General features: G+C 67.1%; 17 protein-coding genes. 9 read left to right on the top strand and 8 right to left on the bottom strand.

What is annotated here, in order from left to right; all coding sequences use genetic code 11:
• Nucleotides 1-114: 114 nt before the first annotated feature.
• On the top strand, nucleotides 115-1,800 hold the full coding sequence (locus tag AC1RQC_RS25945) for an electron transfer flavoprotein-ubiquinone oxidoreductase (protein ID WP_492374739.1): 1,686 nt from the start codon (nucleotides 115-117) through the stop codon (nucleotides 1,798-1,800).
• A gap of 55 nt (nucleotides 1,801-1,855) precedes the next feature.
• Here AC1RQC_RS25945 and AC1RQC_RS25940 read toward each other — a convergent pair whose 3' ends face one another.
• Nucleotides 1,856-2,317, bottom strand: coding sequence for a hypothetical protein (locus AC1RQC_RS25940; protein ID WP_492885060.1), 462 nt, complete (start codon nucleotides 2,315-2,317; stop codon nucleotides 1,856-1,858).
• A 148-nt stretch (nucleotides 2,318-2,465) separates the two neighbouring features.
• A complete protein-coding gene (locus AC1RQC_RS25935) occupies nucleotides 2,466-3,356 on the bottom strand; it encodes a flagellar brake protein (protein WP_492374741.1) in 891 nt (296 codons plus the stop codon).
• Nucleotides 3,357-3,661: 305 nt separating this feature from the next.
• Between AC1RQC_RS25935 and AC1RQC_RS25930 the strand changes: the two genes are divergently transcribed.
• Nucleotides 3,662-4,360 (top strand): FadR/GntR family transcriptional regulator, encoded by a 699-nt coding sequence (locus tag AC1RQC_RS25930; protein WP_492885058.1) that lies wholly within the window; start codon nucleotides 3,662-3,664, stop codon nucleotides 4,358-4,360.
• 104 nt (nucleotides 4,361-4,464) lie between these two features.
• Complete coding sequence (locus AC1RQC_RS25925; protein WP_492374743.1) at nucleotides 4,465-5,571, top strand: NAD(P)/FAD-dependent oxidoreductase; 1,107 nt, start codon at nucleotides 4,465-4,467, stop codon at nucleotides 5,569-5,571.
• Between the two features lie 30 nt (nucleotides 5,572-5,601).
• Here the strand turns inward: AC1RQC_RS25925 and AC1RQC_RS25920 are convergent, their stop codons facing one another.
• The 5 genes from AC1RQC_RS25920 to AC1RQC_RS25900 form a co-directional block, all read right to left on the bottom strand.
• Entirely contained in the window at nucleotides 5,602-6,828 is a 1,227-nt protein-coding gene (locus AC1RQC_RS25920) for an MFS transporter (RefSeq protein WP_492807723.1), read from the bottom strand.
• A gap of 1 nt (nucleotide 6,829) precedes the next feature.
• Nucleotides 6,830-7,948 (bottom strand): chorismate synthase, encoded by a 1,119-nt coding sequence (gene aroC / locus AC1RQC_RS25915; RefSeq protein WP_492374745.1) that lies wholly within the window; start codon nucleotides 7,946-7,948, stop codon nucleotides 6,830-6,832.
• A gap of 87 nt (nucleotides 7,949-8,035) precedes the next feature.
• Nucleotides 8,036-8,755: a glutathione S-transferase C-terminal domain-containing protein gene (locus AC1RQC_RS25910; RefSeq protein WP_492374746.1), complete on the bottom strand. Its 720-nt coding sequence runs from the start codon at nucleotides 8,753-8,755 to the stop codon at nucleotides 8,036-8,038.
• Nucleotides 8,756-8,777: 22 nt separating this feature from the next.
• Nucleotides 8,778-10,676 (bottom strand): MFS transporter, encoded by a 1,899-nt coding sequence (locus tag AC1RQC_RS25905; RefSeq protein WP_492374747.1) that lies wholly within the window; start codon nucleotides 10,674-10,676, stop codon nucleotides 8,778-8,780.
• A 163-nt stretch (nucleotides 10,677-10,839) separates the two neighbouring features.
• On the bottom strand, nucleotides 10,840-11,286 hold the full coding sequence (locus AC1RQC_RS25900) for a CBS domain-containing protein (protein WP_174422769.1): 447 nt from the start codon (nucleotides 11,284-11,286) through the stop codon (nucleotides 10,840-10,842).
• Nucleotides 11,287-11,488: 202 nt separating this feature from the next.
• On the opposite strand from AC1RQC_RS25900, the gene AC1RQC_RS25895 reads away from it, so the two are divergent.
• The 3 genes from AC1RQC_RS25895 to AC1RQC_RS25885 all read left to right on the top strand — a co-directional run bounded on the left by AC1RQC_RS25895 (nucleotide 11,489) and on the right by AC1RQC_RS25885 (nucleotide 14,278).
• Nucleotides 11,489-12,799: an O-acetylhomoserine aminocarboxypropyltransferase gene (locus tag AC1RQC_RS25895; protein ID WP_183031501.1), complete on the top strand. Its 1,311-nt coding sequence runs from the start codon at nucleotides 11,489-11,491 to the stop codon at nucleotides 12,797-12,799.
• Nucleotides 12,799-13,623 (top strand): alpha/beta fold hydrolase, encoded by an 825-nt coding sequence (locus AC1RQC_RS25890; RefSeq protein ID WP_492885056.1) that lies wholly within the window; start codon nucleotides 12,799-12,801, stop codon nucleotides 13,621-13,623. The genes AC1RQC_RS25895 and AC1RQC_RS25890 overlap by 1 nt, the downstream gene beginning before the upstream one ends.
• 337 nt (nucleotides 13,624-13,960) lie before the next feature.
• Complete coding sequence (locus tag AC1RQC_RS25885) at nucleotides 13,961-14,278, top strand: Mpo1-like protein (protein ID WP_043344994.1); 318 nt, start codon at nucleotides 13,961-13,963, stop codon at nucleotides 14,276-14,278.
• Between the two features lie 13 nt (nucleotides 14,279-14,291).
• On the opposite strand, the gene AC1RQC_RS25880 is transcribed toward AC1RQC_RS25885, so the two are convergent.
• Complete coding sequence (locus tag AC1RQC_RS25880; RefSeq protein ID WP_492830876.1) at nucleotides 14,292-15,656, bottom strand: YihY family inner membrane protein; 1,365 nt, start codon at nucleotides 15,654-15,656, stop codon at nucleotides 14,292-14,294.
• A gap of 159 nt (nucleotides 15,657-15,815) precedes the next feature.
• Between AC1RQC_RS25880 and wrbA the strand changes: the two genes are divergently transcribed.
• From wrbA to AC1RQC_RS25865, 3 genes are all read left to right on the top strand, one after another.
• Nucleotides 15,816-16,421 (top strand): NAD(P)H:quinone oxidoreductase, encoded by a 606-nt coding sequence (wrbA, locus tag AC1RQC_RS25875; protein ID WP_043344989.1) that lies wholly within the window; start codon nucleotides 15,816-15,818, stop codon nucleotides 16,419-16,421.
• The gene (locus AC1RQC_RS25870; protein ID WP_492372626.1) at nucleotides 16,418-16,867 is read left to right on the top strand and encodes a DUF2069 domain-containing protein; all 450 of its coding nucleotides are present in this window, start codon (nucleotides 16,418-16,420) and stop codon (nucleotides 16,865-16,867) included. Before wrbA ends, AC1RQC_RS25870 begins: the two co-directional genes overlap by 4 nt.
• A gap of 86 nt (nucleotides 16,868-16,953) precedes the next feature.
• The coding region (locus AC1RQC_RS25865; protein WP_492885054.1) for an FAD-binding oxidoreductase at nucleotides 16,954-18,227 on the top strand (1,274 nt) is incomplete at its 3' end.

Here is an 18,227-nt window from a genome sequence, read left to right as displayed (position 1 = left end):
TGCGCCGCCCCGCCCTTGCCCCAAGTTCCGCCCGATCATCGCATCCCCGGTACCACCGAACACGGCATTTCCCACAATTGCGCGCAAGTTGCCAAGAATAGAGGGTTAGAGACAATGAATCAGCAACAGCTCCTGGAGCAGTACGGCCCCCGCGAGGCCATGGAATACGACGTCGTCATCGTTGGCGGCGGCCCCGCCGGCCTGGCAACCGCCATCCGCCTGAAGCAGCTCGCCCAGGAGAAAGGCACCGAGGTCAATGTCTGCGTGCTGGAAAAAGGCTCCGAGCCGGGCGCCCACATCCTGTCCGGCGCCATCATGGACCCGGTTGCGCTCAATGAGCTGATCCCCAACTGGAAGGAACTCGGCGCCCCGCTGAACCAACCGGTCGCTGAAGACAAGTTCCTGTTCCTCAACGAAACCGGTTCCAAGGCCACGCCGTCCGCCCTGCTGCCGGAGTGCTTCCACAACCACGGCAACTACATCGTCAGCCTGTCCAACTTCACGCGCTGGCTGGGGCAACAGGCCGAAGGCCTGGGCGTCGAGATCTTCCCGGGCTTCCCGGCCGCCGAGGTGCTCTACAACGACGACGGCTCGGTCAAGGGCGTGGCCACCGGCAACATGGGCATCAACAAGGAAGGCGAGCCGACCGAGAATTTCCAGCTCGGCATGGAACTGCACGCCAAGTACACCATCTTCGCCGAAGGGTCGCGCGGCCACCTGGGCAAGCAGCTGATCGCCAAGTACAAGCTCGATGACGGCAAGGATCCGCAAAGCTACGGTATCGGCCTGAAAGAGCTGTGGGAGATCGATCCCGCCAAGCACCAGCCAGGCCTGGTGGTGCACACCGCCGGCTGGCCGCTGGACCCGGCCACCTACGGCGGCTCCTTCCTGTACCACATGGAAGACAACAAGGTCGCTGTGGGCTTCGTGGTGGGCCTGGACTACACCAACCCCTGGCTTTCCCCGTTCGAGGAGTTCCAGCGCTTCAAGACGCACCCGGAAATCCGCACGTATTTCGAAGGTGGCAAGCGCATCAGCTACGGCGCGCGCGCCATTACGGCCGGCGGCCTGCTGTCGCTGCCCAAGACCGTGTTCCCGGGTGGCGCCCTGGTCGGCTGCGACGCCGGTTACCTGAACGCCTCGCGCATCAAGGGCAGCCACGCTGCCATCAAGACCGGCATGATGGCCGCCGAAGCCGCCTATGATGCGCTGCAGGCCAACCGCCAGCACGACGAACTGACGGCCTACCCGACCGCCTTCGAGAACAGCTGGCTGCACAAGGAACTGCTGCAGGCAAAGAACTTCAAGCAGTGGTTCAAGAAGGGCCGCACCACCGCCACGCTGATGACCGGCATCGAGCAATGGCTGCTGCCCAAGCTGGGCATCCGCAACCCGCCCTGGACCATCCACCGCGAGAAGCCGGACCACGTCTACCTCAAGCCAGCCGCCGAGTGCCCGCAGATCGTTTACCCGAAGCCGGACGGCAAGCTCACCTTCGATCGCCTCAGCTCGGTGTTCATCAGCAACACCAACCATGAGGAAAACCAGCCGGCCCACTTGACGCTCAAGGACGCAAGCGTCCCAGTCAATGTCAACTGGGACAAGTTTGCCGGCCCCGAAAGCCGCTACTGCCCAGCCGGTGTGTACGAGTTCGTGCAGAATGACGACGGCAAGGAACGCCTGCAGATCAACGCGCAGAACTGCGTGCACTGCAAGACCTGCGACATCAAGGATCCCACCCAGAATATCGTATGGGTGACGCCGGAAGGCGGCGGCGGCCCGAACTACGTGGGCATGTAACTTAGCCGCATGGCAAGAACAACGGCACCGGGTTCGGTGCCGTTTTTTTTTGGGCTCAGACCTGCGGGCTCGACGTTGCGGGCGACGTCAGTGAATCATGGTAGAGCGGCTTGTCGTCGGCCACGCTCTGATACCAGCCAATCACATCAGCCACGCCCGCAATCAGCGTGATGAGTGCCGGGCCAGCAAGCGGCACCTGCCCGATCCCGTCGATCAGGGCCAGCACCACGTCCGTCATGCCGCCCGCCTCGCGCGGCTTGCCGAGGGCGGTGGCCGAGGCCACGTCCAGGGGCGACATCCCGACCAGCAGGCGTGTGCCGTCGGCACCGGCGTCGGCACTAACTGCCTTGGTTCCACTCGAAAAATCTTCCAGTCCCAGCGCGCGTTCGTCCATCGACAAAGCACTCGCCTGGCTGCCGCCCTGCGCGATATCAGCCATGGCTGGCATGGCAATGGCTAGCAGGGCTGCCAGGATGGGCGCGCGCAATTGCGCGCCAAGGCGGGATAAACGCTTCATGATGTCTCCTTGTGGCAGGAATCGGGATACCGGCCCGCCACAATGCCAGCATGCCGTGCCGGATCTTCTCGCAGGGGACAGTAGAGACGGGAAGCGTGATTCGGGCAAGAATCCGTGTTAGCAGGATGACTCCAAACGCCGCCCCCTCTCACGCGGCGGTGACCTGCATGCTGGCATTGGCCAGCAACTGCTCATAGATAAAGCACTGGAGCAGCGTCAGCTCGCGCTCGCCTAGGGCTTCGAACACAACGCCGAACGTGGGAAACTCCACATCGCCCTCGGCAGGCAACGCGTTGCGCACCACCCCGTCGACCATGATCTCGCTGTCCAGCGCGGCGGTGCGCAGATGGAAGCACAAGCGTACCGGCGCACCGGGCGCCGGCACTGCGCCGGCGATCTGGATCTGCGCGCCGCCAGTGCTCAGGTCGGTCAGCAACACCAGGCGGGCAGGCTGGTGCTGTGCCGCAGCCTCATCGTCCGTGCTGCCGGGATCCACAAGGTAAGCCGCCAGCCGCGTCAGCACGCGGGTCGCCTTGCGCACCGGCATCTGCTGCGGCTCGGCCGGCGCCGACAAGACCAGGTAGCGGAATGGACTGCGGCAGATGGCGGTCACCGTCGACTCGAAACTGAGGATGGCGTGACCGGAAAAGCCGCGCAGCAACACCGTCTCGCCGGGCTTGAGCTGCAGTTCCTTCCCGCCGAGCTGCGGCCAGGTCACGAACAGGCCCTGCTCGACAAATCCGATCAGCCGGCTGGCCGCGGCGCGCCCGGTCTGCCCCGGCGATTTGACCTGCAGCAGCGTGCCCACCTGCAGGCCAAGCGGCCCCGCACTGGCCAGCCGCCCGCTGTCCATCGGCTCGCCCGGTTCGCCCGGCTCGTCCTCCGGCCGGCACACAGTGCCATGGCGAAACACCAGGGCGACGTCGCGGTCCTCGGGAATCACGCTGCCGCTGCCGAGCACGAGATTGCCTGCCTCGTCCAGCAAGGACCAAGGCAAAGGCTGGCCGACGGGGAGATCGTTAGGGGTGAGTGCAATCATGGTTAGCACCGGTGAACGCCCGGGCAGCGGGCGTGGCAGATCCAACGGCGGCTACGGGAACGCAGAAACGGTCGTCCCGGCCACCACCTAGCGAGGCGCTCAGTGCACAGAGCGGCTGGCGCGGCTGCCTCAAGGCGCCGCGATGTACCAAGTGAATAGCGCATCCCATCCAGTTTGCTATCGGCACATTCCTGGAAAACCTTGAGAACAATCGGACAGCCAAGGGGGCAGGCATGCCTTGACGCCGTCTCGCTTTCCTCGCAAAATCTCGCCACAATCTGTCTGACAGCCTTACATATTAATCGATGACCATCCTAAGCCGCCCCGCCTCGCTTGCCGCACGTATCGCCGACGCCCTGCGCGCCGACATCGCAGCGGGCCGCTTTGCCGCCGGCGCCCGGCTCCCGGCCGAAGCCGCCCTTAGCGAGACCTTTGGCGTGAGCCGCCCCATCGTCCGGGAGGCCATTGCACAACTGAAGGCGGACGGGCTGCTGGTCACGCGCAAAGGCTCGGGTGCCTATGTATCGGACACGCCCGGCGGGCAGGTATGGCGCATGGCCCCCGAACTGCAAGGCGGTCCGACCCCGGCCCAGCTATTCGAGTTGCGCATGGTGGTGGAATGCGCCTGCGCCGAAATGGCCGCGCTGCGCCGCACCGACGAGGACCTGCAAGCCATCCACGCCGCGCTGGCCGCGATGCGCGAGCACGCCGAAGATTTCACCAGCGCCGCAGCCGCCGACGTGGCGTTCCACCACGCCATCGCGCAGGCCGCGCACAACCCCTGCTTCACCGGCCTGACCGATTTTGTTGGCCAGCACATGCTGGCGGCGCGGCAAACCGCCTGGGAAAACGCCGCCCGCTTTCGCGGCGGCTCGCAGGGCGCGGATAGCGAGCACACCGCGCTGGTGCAGGCCATTGCCGCCGGCAACGCCAGCGCGGCGCGGCAGGCCGCACGCAGGCACCTCGGCGCGGCAGCCAAGCGCATGGGGCTGACTTTGCGTTAAGCCCTGGCGCGCAGAGCGCAGGGCCTATCCACGGCACAACACAATCCAGGGACCCGCGGCACGTACCGCCTGACAGGCGCCGGCCGCATCAGCAGAGAACGACAATGGAACAAGTAGATTGCGTGGTAATCGGCGCGGGCGTAGTGGGCCTGGCCGTGGCGAGACAACTGGCCATGCAGGGCCGCGAAGTCATCATCCTGGAAGCCGAGAACGCCTTCGGCACCATCACCAGCGCGCGCAACAGCGAAGTGATCCACGCCGGCATCTACTATCCGGCTGGCTCGCTCAAGGCCGCGATGTGCGTGCGCGGCAAGGCCATGCTGTACGACTACTGCGCCTCGCACCACATCCAGCACCAGCGCTGCGGCAAGCTGATCGTAGCCACCACCGAGGCCCAGGTCGCCACGCTGGAAGGCATCAGGGCCAAAGCCGCGGCCAATGGCGTGCATGACCTGCAGTTGCTCAGCCAGGCCGAGGCGCAGGCGCTGGAGCCAAACCTGCAATGCCGCGCCGCCCTGCTCTCTGCGTCCACCGGCATCGTCGACAGCCATGGCCTGATGCTGGCCTTGCTGGGCGACGCCGAGAACGCCGGCGCCATGCTGGCGGTGCAGTCGCCCGTGGCCGGCGGCGCCGTGATGCCGGATGGCATCCGCCTCGACGTGGGCAGCCAGGACGAGGCGGACGGCACCACGCTGCTGGCCCGCACCGTGATCAACTCGGCCGGCCTGACCGCGCCGGCGCTGGCGCGCAGCATCGAAGGCATGCCTGCCGCACATATTCCACCGCAGTACTACGCCAAAGGCTGCTACTTCACACTGGCCGGGCGCGCCCCCTTCTCGCGCCTGATCTACCCGGTGCCGGAGGCCGCCGGCCTGGGCGTGCACCTGACGATCGACCTGGGCGGCCAGGCGCGCTTCGGCCCCAATGTGCGCTGGATCGACGAGATCGAGTACGGCGTGGACCCGGCCGATGCCGACAGCTTTTACGGTGAAGTGCGCAATTACTGGCCGGGACTGGCCGACGGCGCGCTGCAGCCGGGTTATGCCGGCATCCGCCCCAAGATCAGCGGGCCGGGCGAGCCCGCGGCGGATTTCCGCATTGATGGCCCAGCCACCCATGGTGTGCCGGGGCTGGTCAACCTGTTCGGCATCGAGTCGCCCGGGCTGACCTCGTCGCTGGCGCTGGCCGAGCACGTGGCAAGCCTGCTGTGAAGCCCTGAACGATCCAAATGCCGGCGCGCGTCAGCGCCCGGCCGTGGCGGCATCCGCCTTGGCGTCGGACGCCGCCTCCGTACGGAACGTCATGAACGCGCACAGTGCGCCGCCCGCCGCCGCTAGTGCCGCCAGCCCGAATGTGTGCGCGGGCCCGAGCGCCTTCCAGGTCCACCCCATCGCCAGCCCGCCGCAGGTGCCGCCAAGGCCGTAGGAAAGGCCGGTGTAAAGCGCCTGGCCACGCCCCTGCAAGGGCCCCGCGAACCAGCGCTGCAGGCGTTTCAGGCTGGCGCTATGGTGCGCGCCGAAGGTGGCCGCGTGCAGGACCTGCACCAGCGCCATCAGCCATGACAATTGGGCGAAGTAGCCGGTCAGGCCAAAGCGGATCGCGGCCAGCACGAAGGTGCCGGCCAGGATGGTGCGCAAAGGCACGCTTGCGAACAACCGCCCCTGGTAAAAGAAGAAAACGATCTCGGCCACCACGCCGATGGTCCACATCACGCCGATGGCGAACTTGCTGTAGCCAAGCTGCTCCAGGTACAGCGAATAGAACACGTACAGCGCGGCGTGGGCGAACATCATCAGGAACGCCGAGCCGAAGAACCAGCTCACATCGGGACGGCGCAGCAGCGGCAGCGCCGGCGGCGGCTTGACGCGCGGCCCGTCCTCGGGCGCATCGCGCATGCCGAACACCACCACCAGGAACAGCGCCAGCATGGCGCTCGCCAGCCACGGGAACACCTCCATGCCGTAGTGCTCGAACAGCGCCCCACCCATCAGCACGGCCGCGATAAAGCCGGCCGAGCCGAACATGCGGATGCGCCCGTAGCGGTAATCGAAGGCGCCGTAGCGGCGCAGCGTGGAGATGGTGAGCGCGTCGCCCAGCGGAGACATGGCGCTGGTGATCAGGTTCAGCCCGATCATCATCGCCATCATTGCGCCGTAGCTGGTGACGCCGGGCACCATCAGGAACGCCAGCAAGGATGTCACGGCGGCCAGGCGCAGCAGGCGCACGCGGGTATGCATCACGTCGGACAGCCAGCCCCAGAAATACGGGCCGACGATGCGGCTGACCTGGAAGCAGGCCATCAGCACGCCGATCTGCACCGGGGAGAAACCGCGCCCGGCGAAGAACAGGCTCACATAGGGGGAGATGACGCCGACGTAGCCGTAGTAGCCAAGATAAAACAGGCCAAAGCGCGTCTCGGAGACGCGCCCGGCACCCGCGGCGCGGGCGTGTTGTTCCGCCTGCGCCAACTCAGCGCGACGGGCCGGACTGCGGCGACTGGGCGGGAATGCGCGGGGTATCGACCTTGACGTCGCCGCACTGGGCACGGTGGCGCAGCGCATGGTCCATCAGCACCAGCGCCAGCATGGCTTCGGCGATGGGGGTGGCGCGGATGCCCACGCAGGGATCGTGGCGGCCGAAGGTTTCCACCGTGGCGGGCTGGCCTGCCTTGTCGATGGATTCGCGCGGGGTGCGGATGCTGGAGGTGGGCTTGATTGCCAGCGAGACGGTGACGTCCTGGCCGGTCGAGATGCCGCCAAGCACACCGCCGGCGTTATTGCCACGGAAGCCTTCGGCGCTGAGCGAGTCGCCATGCACGCTGCCACGCTGGCTCACGCTCTCAAACCCCGCGCCGATCTCCACGCCCTTGACGGCGTTGATGCCCATCATGGCATGCGCGATATCGGCATCGAGCTTGTCGAACAGCGGCTCGCCCAGGCCCACCGGCACATGGCTCGCCACCACCTCGATGCGCGCGCCGACGGAGTCGCCGTCGCGGCGCAGCGCGTCCATATAGGTTTCCAGCTCCGGCACGATCTCCGCATTGGGGGCAAAGAAGGGATTCTCCGGCACTTCCGCCCAGTCCACGAACGGCACGCGGACTTCGCCCAGCTGCGACATATAGCCCCGGATCTCGGTGCCATACTGCTCGCGCAGCCACTTCCTGGCCACGGCCGCCGCTGCCACCACCGGTGCCGTCAGGCGGGCCGACGAGCGGCCGCCGCCGCGATAGTCGCGGATGCCGTACTTCTGCCAGTAGGTGTAGTCGGCGTGGCCCGGGCGGAAGGTCTCGACGATATTGCCGTAGTCCTTGCTGCGTTGGTCGGTGTTGCGGATCAGCAGGCAGATCGGCGTGCCGGTGGTCTTGCCCTCGAACACGCCGGACAGGATCTCGACCTGGTCGGGCTCCTGGCGCTGCGTGACGTGGCGCGAGGTGCCGGGCTTGCGGCGATCCAGGTCCAGCTGGATGTCGGCCTCGGTCAGGGACATGCCCGGCGGACAGCCATCCACCACCGCGCCGATGGCCGGCCCGTGCGATTCGCCGAAAGTGGTGACAGTGAAGAGCAGGCCGAGAGTATTGCCGGACATGATGGGAGGCCGCGCAGGGCGTGAGAATTGGGGAACGGGCTACATTGTAAGGCTTTTGCCGCCCTTGCGGCCCTCCCCGGCTCGCGCTCAGGGCGCGGGCGCCGCCTGCAGGTCCGGATAGAAGCGCTCCCGCATCCGCGCCACGTAGGCCACCAGGCTGGGGTGGGATTCGGCGGCGGTGCGGATCGGCGTGTCGAACAGCGGGCACAGCGCGCCGGCCATGAAGGCGAAGACCGTGGCGTCGGCGCCGCAAGGCTTGTCGCCCATCAGGTAGGGCTGGCCACCCAGCACATCGGCCACGGCCGCCACATCGCGGCTGGCTATCGCGGCCAGATCGGCCGGGCTATGGCGCCCGAGCCCCTGCGTCCACAGGATGCGGCGGATCTTCGAGCGCACAAAACGCATCGCCAGCCCGCGCACCGGCCAGGGCACGGCGCGGAAGAACGTCGCCGGGCCCCGGGCAAAATTGGCGTCGTGGTTCCAGCGCGCATCGGCCACAGCCCAGTAGAAGTTATCTTCCAGCATCTTCTCGACCGCCCAGGCCGTGCCACGCTGGGACCGCGTCAGCCCTTCATCGAAGTCGATGTGGTAGGTCTTCTCCAGGTGCCAGCGGATCAGCGTGGAGTCCGCCACCACGCGGCCCTCGTCGTCGAGATAGGGCAGCTTGCCCTTGGGCGCGCGCCGCAGGCCGCCCTGCGCGGCGCGATACGGCAGTCCCGCGAGCTTGAGCAGCATGTCGGCCTTGGTGACGAAAGGGCTGGCGTCTGGCAGGCCGAAGGCCGGCCCGAAGGTGTAAAGCGTGATCATGGTTGCCGCCTCCCGCTTATCGTTAGCGCCACTCGCCGCGCAAGCCCTGCACCACCTGCTGCAAGCCCTCCGGCGTGGCCAGTTCCGGCGCGATCGGGTCGCCCACGACCAGTTCCAGCCGATTCAGGATGCCGCGCCGGAATGGCCGGGACATGGCATTGCCGCCCTTGCGGGAGAAAAAGCTGCCCCACAGCCCGCGCAGCGCCATCGGCACGACCGGCACGGGGGTGCGCCGGATGATCTGCTGCACGCCCTGCTTGAAAGGATTGAGCTCGCCGGTGGCCGTGATCTTGCCCTCCGGGAAGATGCAGACCAGGTCGCCGCCGGCCAGCGCCCGCGCGACTTCGTCGTAGGCACGCTCCAGCATGACCGGGTCCTCGTGCGCCGGCGCGATCGGGATCGCCTTGGCCTGGCGGAAGAACCACGACATCAGCGGCACCTTGAAGATGCGGTGATCCATCAAGAAGCGCACCGGCCGCGGGCTGGCGGCCATCAGCACCACCGCATCGGCAAAGCTGACGTGGTTGCACACCAGCACCGCCGCGCCCTCGGCCGGAATGTGCTCGGCGTTGACGCGCTTCAGGCGATACACCGTATGCACCAGGATCCAGGCAATGAAGCGCAGCAGGAACTCCGGCACCAGCGAGTAGATGTAGATGGCAACCATCGCGTTGAGCAGCCCCACCACCAGGAACAGCTGCGGAATGCTGAAGCCGGCCTGGGTCAGCACCACCGCCAGCAGCGAGGAGCCGATCATGAAGAAGCTGTTGAGGATGTTGTTGGCGGCGATGATGCGGGCCCGGTGCGTCGGCGCGCAGCGACTCTGGATCAGCGCGTACAGCGGCACGCTGTAGAAGCCGCCGAACATCGCCAGCAGGAACAGGTCGATCAGCACGCGCCAGTGGCGCGGGTCGGCGGCAAAGCCGGCCAGCCCGGACAGTTCGCTGTGCTGCTCGCCGTTGCTGGCAAAGAACAGGTCGACCGCGAACACCGTCATGCCAATCGAGCCGAACGGCACCAGGCCGATCTCGACATGCCGACCGGACAGCCGCTCGCACAGCAGCGAGCCGGTGCCGATGCCCAGCGAGAACACCGCCAGCAGCAGCGTCACCACGTTCTGGTCGCCGCCCAGCACGTCCTTGGCAAAGCTGAAAAACGAGGTGAGGAAGGTCGCGCCCAAAAACCAGAGCCAGGAAATCCCCAGCAAGCTCAGGAACACCGTGCGGTCGGTGCGCGCCAGCTTGAGGTTACGCCAGGTCTCGGTAAACGGGTTCCAGTTGATGCGCAGGTCAGGTTGCGGCGCCGGCGAGTCCGGCACGCGCGCGGACACCATGCGGCCGGCCAGCGCCAGCACCACGCAAGCTGCGCCGACATAGAACGGCCCCACGATCTTCTCGCCATGGGTCAGGCCGGCCAGTTCGCCGCCAAGCAGGGTACCGAGCAGGATGGCCACGAAGGTGCCCATCTCCACCAGGCCGTTGCCGCCCACCAGCTCGGTCTCGTCCAGGTGCTGCGGCAGGTAAGCGAACTTGACCGGGCCAAACAGCGTCGAGTGCAACCCCATCAGGAAGGTGCCCGTGTAGAGCAAGGGGGCGCTGTGCATGGCAAAACCCGCCAGCCCCAGCAGCATGATGGCGATTTCCAGCGTCTTCACCAGCCGGATCAGCCGGGACTTCTCGATCTTGTCGGCGATCTGGCCGCTGGTGGCCGAGAACAGCACGAACGGTGCGATAAAGATGGCTGAGATCAGGAACGCCGCGCTCTTGGCGTCAACACCGTCGAACAGGGCCGTATGGTAGGTGACCAGCGAGGTGAAGGCGACCTTGAACAGGTTGTCGTTCATGGCGCCCAGGAACTGGGTCCAGAAGAAGGGCGCGAAGCGGCGCGTGCGGAGCAGACGGAATTGGTTTTGTTGGCTCATGTAGCGCTCATGTCGCAGTCGGCTCAAAAAGATGCCGCGTCGTTGCGCGGCATTTACCACTTGTACGGACTATGGGCGCGCCCCAGGAGGGTGCACAGCCCGCAGCGCCTCGATCGGCCCAACCCGGCCGCCGCTATGTGGCGCCTCTCGCGCCATGGGCGGCTCAATCGCTCTTTTCTTCCGGCCAATCGCGGATGTAGGCCTTGAGCATGCGGTTCTCGAAGCTCTGCTCTTCCACCACGGCCTTGGCCACGTCGTAAAACGAAATCACGCCCATCAGCGTCCGGTTGTCCAGCACCGGCAGGTAACGGGTGTGGCGCTCCAGCATCATGCGGCGGACTTCATTGACGTCCGTCTCCATGGTGCAGGTCAGCGGCGCGTCGTCCATGACCTTGCGCAGGCTGGTGGTGCCGACGTTGCCCCCGTTGGCGGAGAGCGTCTTGATGATCTCGCGGAAGGTCAGCATGCCGACCAGGTCGCCGTATTCCATCACCACCAGCGAGCCGATATCGTGCTCTGCCATGATGTTGACCGCCAGCAGCAGTGACGTTTCCGGCTTCACCGTATAGAGCGTGTTGCCCTTGATCTGCAGGATGTCGCTGACTTTCATGATGGTCTCCGCTTCTCTGAATCTGCTGTTTTGCTGTTTATTACCTGCCGCCGCCGGCATGGCCTGATGCGCCGATCCTAGCCGAAACCAGCCGCCCAAGTAAAGCACGGGCCGCCGCCGGGGCCGCCAAGGCTATTTGCCGTGCCCCCGGCAGCAGCGGATGCTACGATGCGATCCGGAGACAACTCTAGCCCTTGAAGCCATGTCCGGTACCCGTTTCGACACCCTGGCGCTGCATGCTGGCGCCGCTCCCGACCCCGCCACGGGGGCGCGGGCCACGCCCATCCACCTGACGACATCCTTCGTCTTTAAAGACAGCGAGCACGCCGCCTCGCTGTTCAATATGGAACGCGCGGGCCACGTCTACTCCCGCATCTCCAATCCGACGGTCGCCGTCTTCGAGGAGCGCATCGCCGCCCTGGAGAACGGCGCCGGCGCGATCGGCGTGGCTTCGGGCCAGGCCGCGCTGCATCTGGCGGTGGCGACGCTGATGGGCGCGGGCTCGCACATCGTGGCGTCCAGCGCCCTGTATGGCGGCTCGCACAACCTGCTGCACTACACGCTGCGCCGCTTCGGCATCGAGACCACCTTCGTGCAGGCGCGCGACATCGACGCCTGGCGCGCTGCCATCCGGCCCGAGACCAAGCTGCTGTTCGGCGAGACCCTGGGCAACCCCGGGCTGGACGTGCTCGACATCCCGACCCTGGCGCAGCTCGGCCAGGACAACGGTATCCCGCTGCTGGTCGACTCCACCTTCACCACGCCCTACCTGCTCAAGCCCTTCGACCTGGGCGCCGGCCTGCTCTATCACTCGGCCACCAAGTTCCTGGGCGGCCATGGCACCACCATCGGCGGCGTGCTGGCGGAAGGCGGCACCTTCGACTTCGAAGCCTCCGGGCGCTTCCCGGAGCTGTCGGAACCCTATGCTGGCTTCCACAACATGGTCTTCACCGAGGAGAGCACGGTGGCGCCGTTCCTGCTGCGCGCGCGCCGCGAAGGCCTGCGCGACTTCGGCGCCTGCCTGAGCCCGATGGCCGCCTGGCAACTGCTCCAGGGCATCGAGACGCTGCCGCTGCGCATGGCCCGCCATGTGGACAACGCGCGCCGCGTGGTGCAGTTCCTGGTGTCGCACCCGATGGTCGAGTCGGTCGCCTATCCGGAGCTGGAATCCCACCCGGACTACGAACTCGCCAAGCGCCTGCTGCCGCGCGGCGCGGGCGCCGTGTTCAGCTTCAACCTCAAGGGCAACCGTGCCGCGGGCCAGCGCTTCATCGAAAGCCTGGCGCTGTTCTCGCACCTGGCCAATGTGGGCGATGCCCGCTCGCTGGTGATCCACCCGGCCTCCACCACCCACTTCCGCATGGACGCCGCGGCGCTGCAGGCCGCCGGCATCAGCGAAGGCACCATCCGTCTATCGGTCGGACTGGAAGACCCGGACGACCTCATCGACGACCTCAAGCGCGGCCTCAAGGCAGCCGAGAAGGCCATGAGCGCCAAGGGAGGGCAAGCCTGATGGAACTGACGATCGCAGGCCAAAAGGCCTACGCCTACACCGGCGGCAAACCCTTCGACCCCGCCCTGCCCTGTGCCGTGTTCGTGCACGGCGCGCAGAACGACCACAGCGTCTGGGCCCTGCAGACGCGCTGGTTCGCCAATCACGGCTTCAGCGTGCTGGCGGTGGACCTGCCCGGCCACAACCGCAGCGAGGGCATGCCCCTCAAGACGGTCGAGGCCATGGCCGACTGGGTGATCGAACTGGTGCGCGCGGCCGGAGTAAGCGCCCCCGCGCTGGTCTTCGGGCACAGCATGGGCTCGCTGATCGCCCTGGAAACGGCCGCCCGCCACCCTGACGCGGTGCGCGGCATCGCCCTGCTTGCCACGGCCTATCCGATGAAGGTTGCCGACGCCCTGCTCGACGCCTCGCTCAACCGCGTGGACCAGGCCATCGCCATGGTCAACGCGTGGTCTCACTCCAGCCTCGCCAACAAGCCCTCCTCGCCGGGACCGGGCTCGTGGATGCAAGGCGGCAGCCAGCGCCTGATGGAACGCGTGGCACAACGCAACCCTGAAGGCCACGTCTTCCACAACGACTTCTCCGCCTGCAACGCCTACGCCAACGGCGACGCCGCGGTGGCCGCCGTGCGCTGCCCCGCCCTGTTCATCAGCGGCAGCAAGGACATGATGACCTCGCCCAAGGCCGCCCAGGCGCTCGCCGCCAGGATGGCATCGGCCAGCACGGTCACGGTGCCCTGCGGGCACGCGCTGATGGGGGAAAGGCCGGATGAGGTACTGGACGCGCTGGCGGCGTTTGCGCGCAAAGTGGTAGCGGCAGCTTGAAGGCGGCGGCGTAGCGAGCGCCCGCCCTCTCCCCCGGCCCCTCTCCCACTTGTGGGAGAGGGGAGCCAACCAGCGGCAAGATCAACCAACTGTGGTAGCCGTGTTTCCCGCCCTAAGGGGCGGGAAACACCCAAGCGCGATGCGAAGTGAGCCGTCAAGGTGTGCCCAGGCCGTACACCGGCGCGCCTTCTTTGCCTACTTTCTTGGCAAGACAAGAAAGTAGGTCGCCGCCCCGCAGGGGTGGCGAAACTGCAGTTGCCTTTGACGTTAAGCAGTTGCAGTGACAGTCCCCCCCCACCTAAACTAAAAGCCCCCGAACACCCCACAGGCCCCCGCCATGCCCCAGGCCCACCCCCGTGAGTTCGAGAATTTCGCCGCCTTCTACCCCTTCTACCTGAACGAGCACCGCAACCCCACCTGCCGCCGCCTGCATTTCGCTGGTTCCACCGTGGCATTGCTGTGCCTGCTTGCACTGCTGCTCAGCGGCAACTGGTGGTGGCTGGCAGCGGCCGCAGTGTCCGGCTATGCCTTCGCCTGGGTCGGCCATTTCGGCTTCGAGAAAAACCGGCCCGCCACCTTCCGCCATCCGCTCTACAGCCTGATGGGCGACTGGGTGATGTACGGCGATATCTGGCGCGGCAGGATTCCCTTCTAGGCCCGCGCGGCCTTCAGACCTGGCCGTGCCAGCCGGGCGGCACCACCTCCAGGGTGCGCCGCGCGGGATCGGCGGGGCGTTCCTGGGCGGCCGGCCCGGCCTGCGCTTGCGCCTGTTGATCCTGTTGCTGGCGCCGGAACACGGCCTCCAGCGGCTGGTCCAGGCGCGGGTTGTCCAGCACCTGCTTGAGCGCATCGGCGCCCTGGAGTTGCTGCGCCAGCGCCGTGCGCGGCAGGCGCGGCAGGTTCAGCACCAGCCGGTCGTGCAGCGTGCGCAGCGTCACCTGGCCCGGATCGCACAGCAGCGCCCAGTGCGCCTGGCCGCGATCCTGCGCCAGCCTGCCGACCAGATGCATCCCCTTGAGCTTGCCGAGCAGGCCAGCCAGGTAGTCCGCCTCCACCCGCAGCTTGCGCCCCAGGTCGAGCTCGCCGACGCTGCGCGGCACTTCGTCCCGCGCCCGATAGAGCAGGTAGAGCACGCCCAGCGCGTCGAAGAACTCGCTGCCGGCAAAGGTGCGGCGGCGCCAGTAGCCCTGCCGGATCACCGGCAGATTGGCGGCGATGGTGGCACCCAGCAGCGTCACCAGCCAGCTCAGGTAGATCCACAGCAGGAAGATCGGCAGCGCGGCAAAGGTGCCGTAGACCGCGGTGTAAGTCGGGATATGGGTGACGAAGTAGCCGAAGCCGCGTTTGGCCAGCTCGAAGGCCAGCGCTGCCACCAGCCCGGCGGCGATCGCGTCGCGCCACTCCACGTTGGCGTTGGGCACGGCCGTGTAGAGGAAGGCAAAAGCGACCGCCGACAGCAGCACCGGCGTCAGGCCGACCACCAGCCCCAGCCCAAACGGCATGGTGCCGACATAACCAGCCGAGACCGAGATCAGGTAGGAGCTGATCGACAGGCTGGCACCGATCAGCACGGGGCCCAGCGTCAACACGGCCCAGAACACCAGCACGCGCTGCGCCAGCGGGCGGCGCTGCTTGACCCGCCAGATCGCATTGAGCGCGTCCTCCACCGTCAGCATGGTGAGCACCGAAGTCACCATCAAGCCACCCAGGCCCACCGCCGTCAGGCCCTTGGCATTCTTGGCGAACTGGCCAAGGTAGCTGGTGATGGAATTACTGACGTTGCCAGGAATCAGGTTCTGGAACAGGAAGGATTCGGTCGCGCTGCGAAACTCGCGGAACACCGGGAAGGCCGCCAGCAAGGCGAAGGCCACCGTCAGCACCGGCACCACCGCCAGTACCGTGGTGAATGTCAGGCTGGCCGCGACCTGCGGCAAGCGGCCTTCGCCAGCGCGGCGCAGCGCGTAGCGCGTGAGCGCGCGTAGTTTTTGCAGATTCCATTCCCTGCGCAGGCGAACGATGCGGGCGGCAAACATGCGGGGGCAAACTCCTTACCGGGATTCCGTGGCGAGGCCGCAACTATAATACGCGCATTGCCCTCGCGCGCCGCGCAAGGCACAAACCCGGCCTGCCTCCCGGGACCGCTCCATCCTGGCGCCTCCCCGGTTACACCGTCAGGCGCCGTAGCCCCGTCCATGACCGAACTCCTAGTCCTCTACTACAGCCGCCACGGCAGCACCCGCAAGCTGGCCGAACTCATCGCCACCGGCATCGACAGCGTGCCCGGCGCCCAGGCGCGCCTGCGCACGGTGCCGCCGGTCTCGACGGTGAGCGAAGCCACCGCCCCGGATATCCCCCCGCAAGGCCCGCCCTACGCGGAACTGCGCGACCTCGAGGAATGCGCGGGCCTGGCCCTGGGTAGCCCCACGCGCTTCGGCAACATGGCCGCGCCGATGAAGTACTTCCTCGATGGCACGGTGGCCCAGTGGCTGTCCGGCGCCCTCACCGGCAAGCCCGCCTGTGTGTTCACCGCCACCGGCAGCCTGCACGGGGGCCAGGAAACCACCTTGCTGTCCATGATGTTGCCCCTGCTGCATCACGGCATGCTGGTCATGGGCCTGCCTTATTCGGAAAGCGCGCTGATGACCACCACCGGTGGCGGCACGCCCTACGGCCCAAGCCACCACGCGCGCGTGGACAACAGCGCGCCGGTGTCCGAGGAGGAAGCCGCGCTCGCGCGCGCCATGGGCAAGCGCCTGGCCGAGACTGCGCTGCGCCTGGCTGGCGGGAGCCGCGCATGAGCGCCGCCCCGAAAGTCCCGGACGCGTCGCACGCCACGGCCCCGTCCGCCGCCAACGCCAGCGACGGCGCGCTGCACAATGCCGCCCTGTGGCGCCTGAGCGCCGGCAGCTTGATTGCGCTGATCGTGCTGTGCATCGCCTGGGAATGGTTCCTGGCGCCGCTGCGTCCGGGCGGCTCCTGGCTGATCCTCAAGTTCCTGCCCCTGCTGCTGCCGCTGCGCGGCGTGCTGACCCGCAACCGCTACACCATGCAGTGGTCGTCGATGCTGATCCTGCTGTTCTTCACCGAAGGCATCGTGCGTGCCACCAGCGACCGCGCCCCATCTTCCACGCTGGCGTGGACCGAGGTGGCGCTAACGCTGCTGTTCTTCTTCGGCACCATCCTCTACCTGCGCCCTTACAAGCGCCGCGCCAAGGCCCTGCAGCCGGCCAAGCCCGGCAAATGACCACGCCGGCGAGCTTGCCATCAGCCCGCACCGATCCATCTCAGCGCGGCCGCCCTCACAGCGGCCGCCCTCCCGGACCCACCGCCATGAACGCCTCGCACCTCGATTCCTTCCTTGCCCTGTGCCGCGCCGCGCTCGGTGAGCAGCACGTGCTGACCGACGCCGCCGATCAAGCCCCCTACCTGACCGACTGGCGCAAGCGCTACACGGGCGAGGCAGTGGCGGTGCTGCGGCCGGGCTCGGCGGAGGAAGTCGCCGCCGCCGTGCACGCCTGCCACGCACACAAGCTCGCCGTGGTGCCGCAAGGCGGCAATACGGGGCTATGCGGCGGCGCCACGCCGCAGGCGGACCAGGCTTCGGTGGTGATTTCGCTGCAACGCCTGAACCGCGTGCGGCAGGTGGACCCGCTCAACAACACCATCACCGTGGAAGCCGGCGTGATCCTGCAGCAGTTGCAGGACACCGCGCGCGAGCACGGGCGGCTGTTCCCGCTGAGCCTGGCCGCGGAAGGCAGCTGCACCATCGGCGGCAACCTCTCCACCAACGCGGGCGGCACCGCCGTGCTGCGCTATGGCAATACGCGTGAGCTTTGCCTGGGGCTGGAGGTGGTAACGCCTGCCGGCGAGATCTGGGACGGCCTGCGCGGCCTGCGCAAGGACAACACCGGCTACGACCTGCGCGACCTGTTCATCGGGGCGGAAGGCACGCTCGGCATCATCACCGCCGCTGTGATGAAGCTCTACCCGCTGCCGCGCGCTCGCGTCACCGCGCTGGCAGCCGTGGCCAACCCGCGCGCTGCGCTGGCCCTGCTGGCCATCGCCCAGCAGCGCGCAGGCGCCATGCTGACCGGCTTCGAGCTGATGTCCGAGCGGTGCCTGTCGCTGGTCACCACGCATTACCCGCAACTGCGCTATCCGTTCGACCGCCCGCACCCCCAAGTCGTGCTGCTGGAACTGTCCGACAACGAAAGCGAAGACCATGCGCGCGCGATCTTCGAAGCGCTGATGGAAACTGCCTTCGAAGCCGGCGTGGTGCAAGACGCGGTAGTCGCCGAATCCGTGCAGCAGTCACGCGACTTCTGGAACCTGCGCGAACATATCCCGCTCGCCCAGGTCGACGATGGCAAGAACATCAAGCACGACATCGCCGTGCCGATCTCGCGCATCGCCGACTTCATCGACACCACCGACGCCCTGATCCAGCATGCCTTCCCCGGCGCGCGCATGGTCACCTTCGGCCATCTCGGCGACGGCAACCTGCACTACAACGTGTCGCCGCCCGTGGGCGAAAGCCACGATGCCTTCCTCGGCAACTCGGCAGCCATCAACCTGATCGTGCATGACAGCGTGCACGCCCACCG

This window comes from Cupriavidus sp. GW822-FHT03E04, from assembly GCF_058801495.1.
Note: the sequence above shows the minus strand (reverse complement) of the source record. Positions and strands in the feature narration are given on the sequence as shown.

What these genes read in the sequence shown, in the direction of transcription:
- aroC (WP_492374745.1), bottom strand. Translation starts at nt 7,948, where the DNA reads ATGTCCGGCAATACTCTCGGCCTGCTCTTCACTGTCACCACTTTCGGC.
- AC1RQC_RS25885 (WP_043344994.1), top strand. Translation starts at nt 13,961, where the DNA reads ATGCCCCAGGCCCACCCCCGTGAGTTCGAGAATTTCGCCGCCTTCTAC.
- AC1RQC_RS25930 (WP_492885058.1), top strand. Translation starts at nt 3,662, where the DNA reads ATGACCATCCTAAGCCGCCCCGCCTCGCTTGCCGCACGTATCGCCGAC.
- wrbA (WP_043344989.1), top strand. Translation starts at nt 15,816, where the DNA reads ATGACCGAACTCCTAGTCCTCTACTACAGCCGCCACGGCAGCACCCGC.
- AC1RQC_RS25880 (WP_492830876.1), bottom strand. Translation starts at nt 15,656, where the DNA reads ATGTTTGCCGCCCGCATCGTTCGCCTGCGCAGGGAATGGAATCTGCAA.
- AC1RQC_RS25895 (WP_183031501.1), top strand. Translation starts at nt 11,489, where the DNA reads ATGTCCGGTACCCGTTTCGACACCCTGGCGCTGCATGCTGGCGCCGCT.
- AC1RQC_RS25870 (WP_492372626.1), top strand. Translation starts at nt 16,418, where the DNA reads ATGAGCGCCGCCCCGAAAGTCCCGGACGCGTCGCACGCCACGGCCCCG.
- AC1RQC_RS25905 (WP_492374747.1), bottom strand. Translation starts at nt 10,676, where the DNA reads ATGAGCCAACAAAACCAATTCCGTCTGCTCCGCACGCGCCGCTTCGCG.
- AC1RQC_RS25945 (WP_492374739.1), top strand. Translation starts at nt 115, where the DNA reads ATGAATCAGCAACAGCTCCTGGAGCAGTACGGCCCCCGCGAGGCCATG.
- AC1RQC_RS25940 (WP_492885060.1), bottom strand. Translation starts at nt 2,317, where the DNA reads ATGAAGCGTTTATCCCGCCTTGGCGCGCAATTGCGCGCGCCCATCCTG.
- AC1RQC_RS25910 (WP_492374746.1), bottom strand. Translation starts at nt 8,755, where the DNA reads ATGATCACGCTTTACACCTTCGGGCCGGCCTTCGGCCTGCCAGACGCC.
- AC1RQC_RS25925 (WP_492374743.1), top strand. Translation starts at nt 4,465, where the DNA reads ATGGAACAAGTAGATTGCGTGGTAATCGGCGCGGGCGTAGTGGGCCTG.
- AC1RQC_RS25890 (WP_492885056.1), top strand. Translation starts at nt 12,799, where the DNA reads ATGGAACTGACGATCGCAGGCCAAAAGGCCTACGCCTACACCGGCGGC.
- AC1RQC_RS25935 (WP_492374741.1), bottom strand. Translation starts at nt 3,356, where the DNA reads ATGATTGCACTCACCCCTAACGATCTCCCCGTCGGCCAGCCTTTGCCT.
- AC1RQC_RS25900 (WP_174422769.1), bottom strand. Translation starts at nt 11,286, where the DNA reads ATGAAAGTCAGCGACATCCTGCAGATCAAGGGCAACACGCTCTATACG.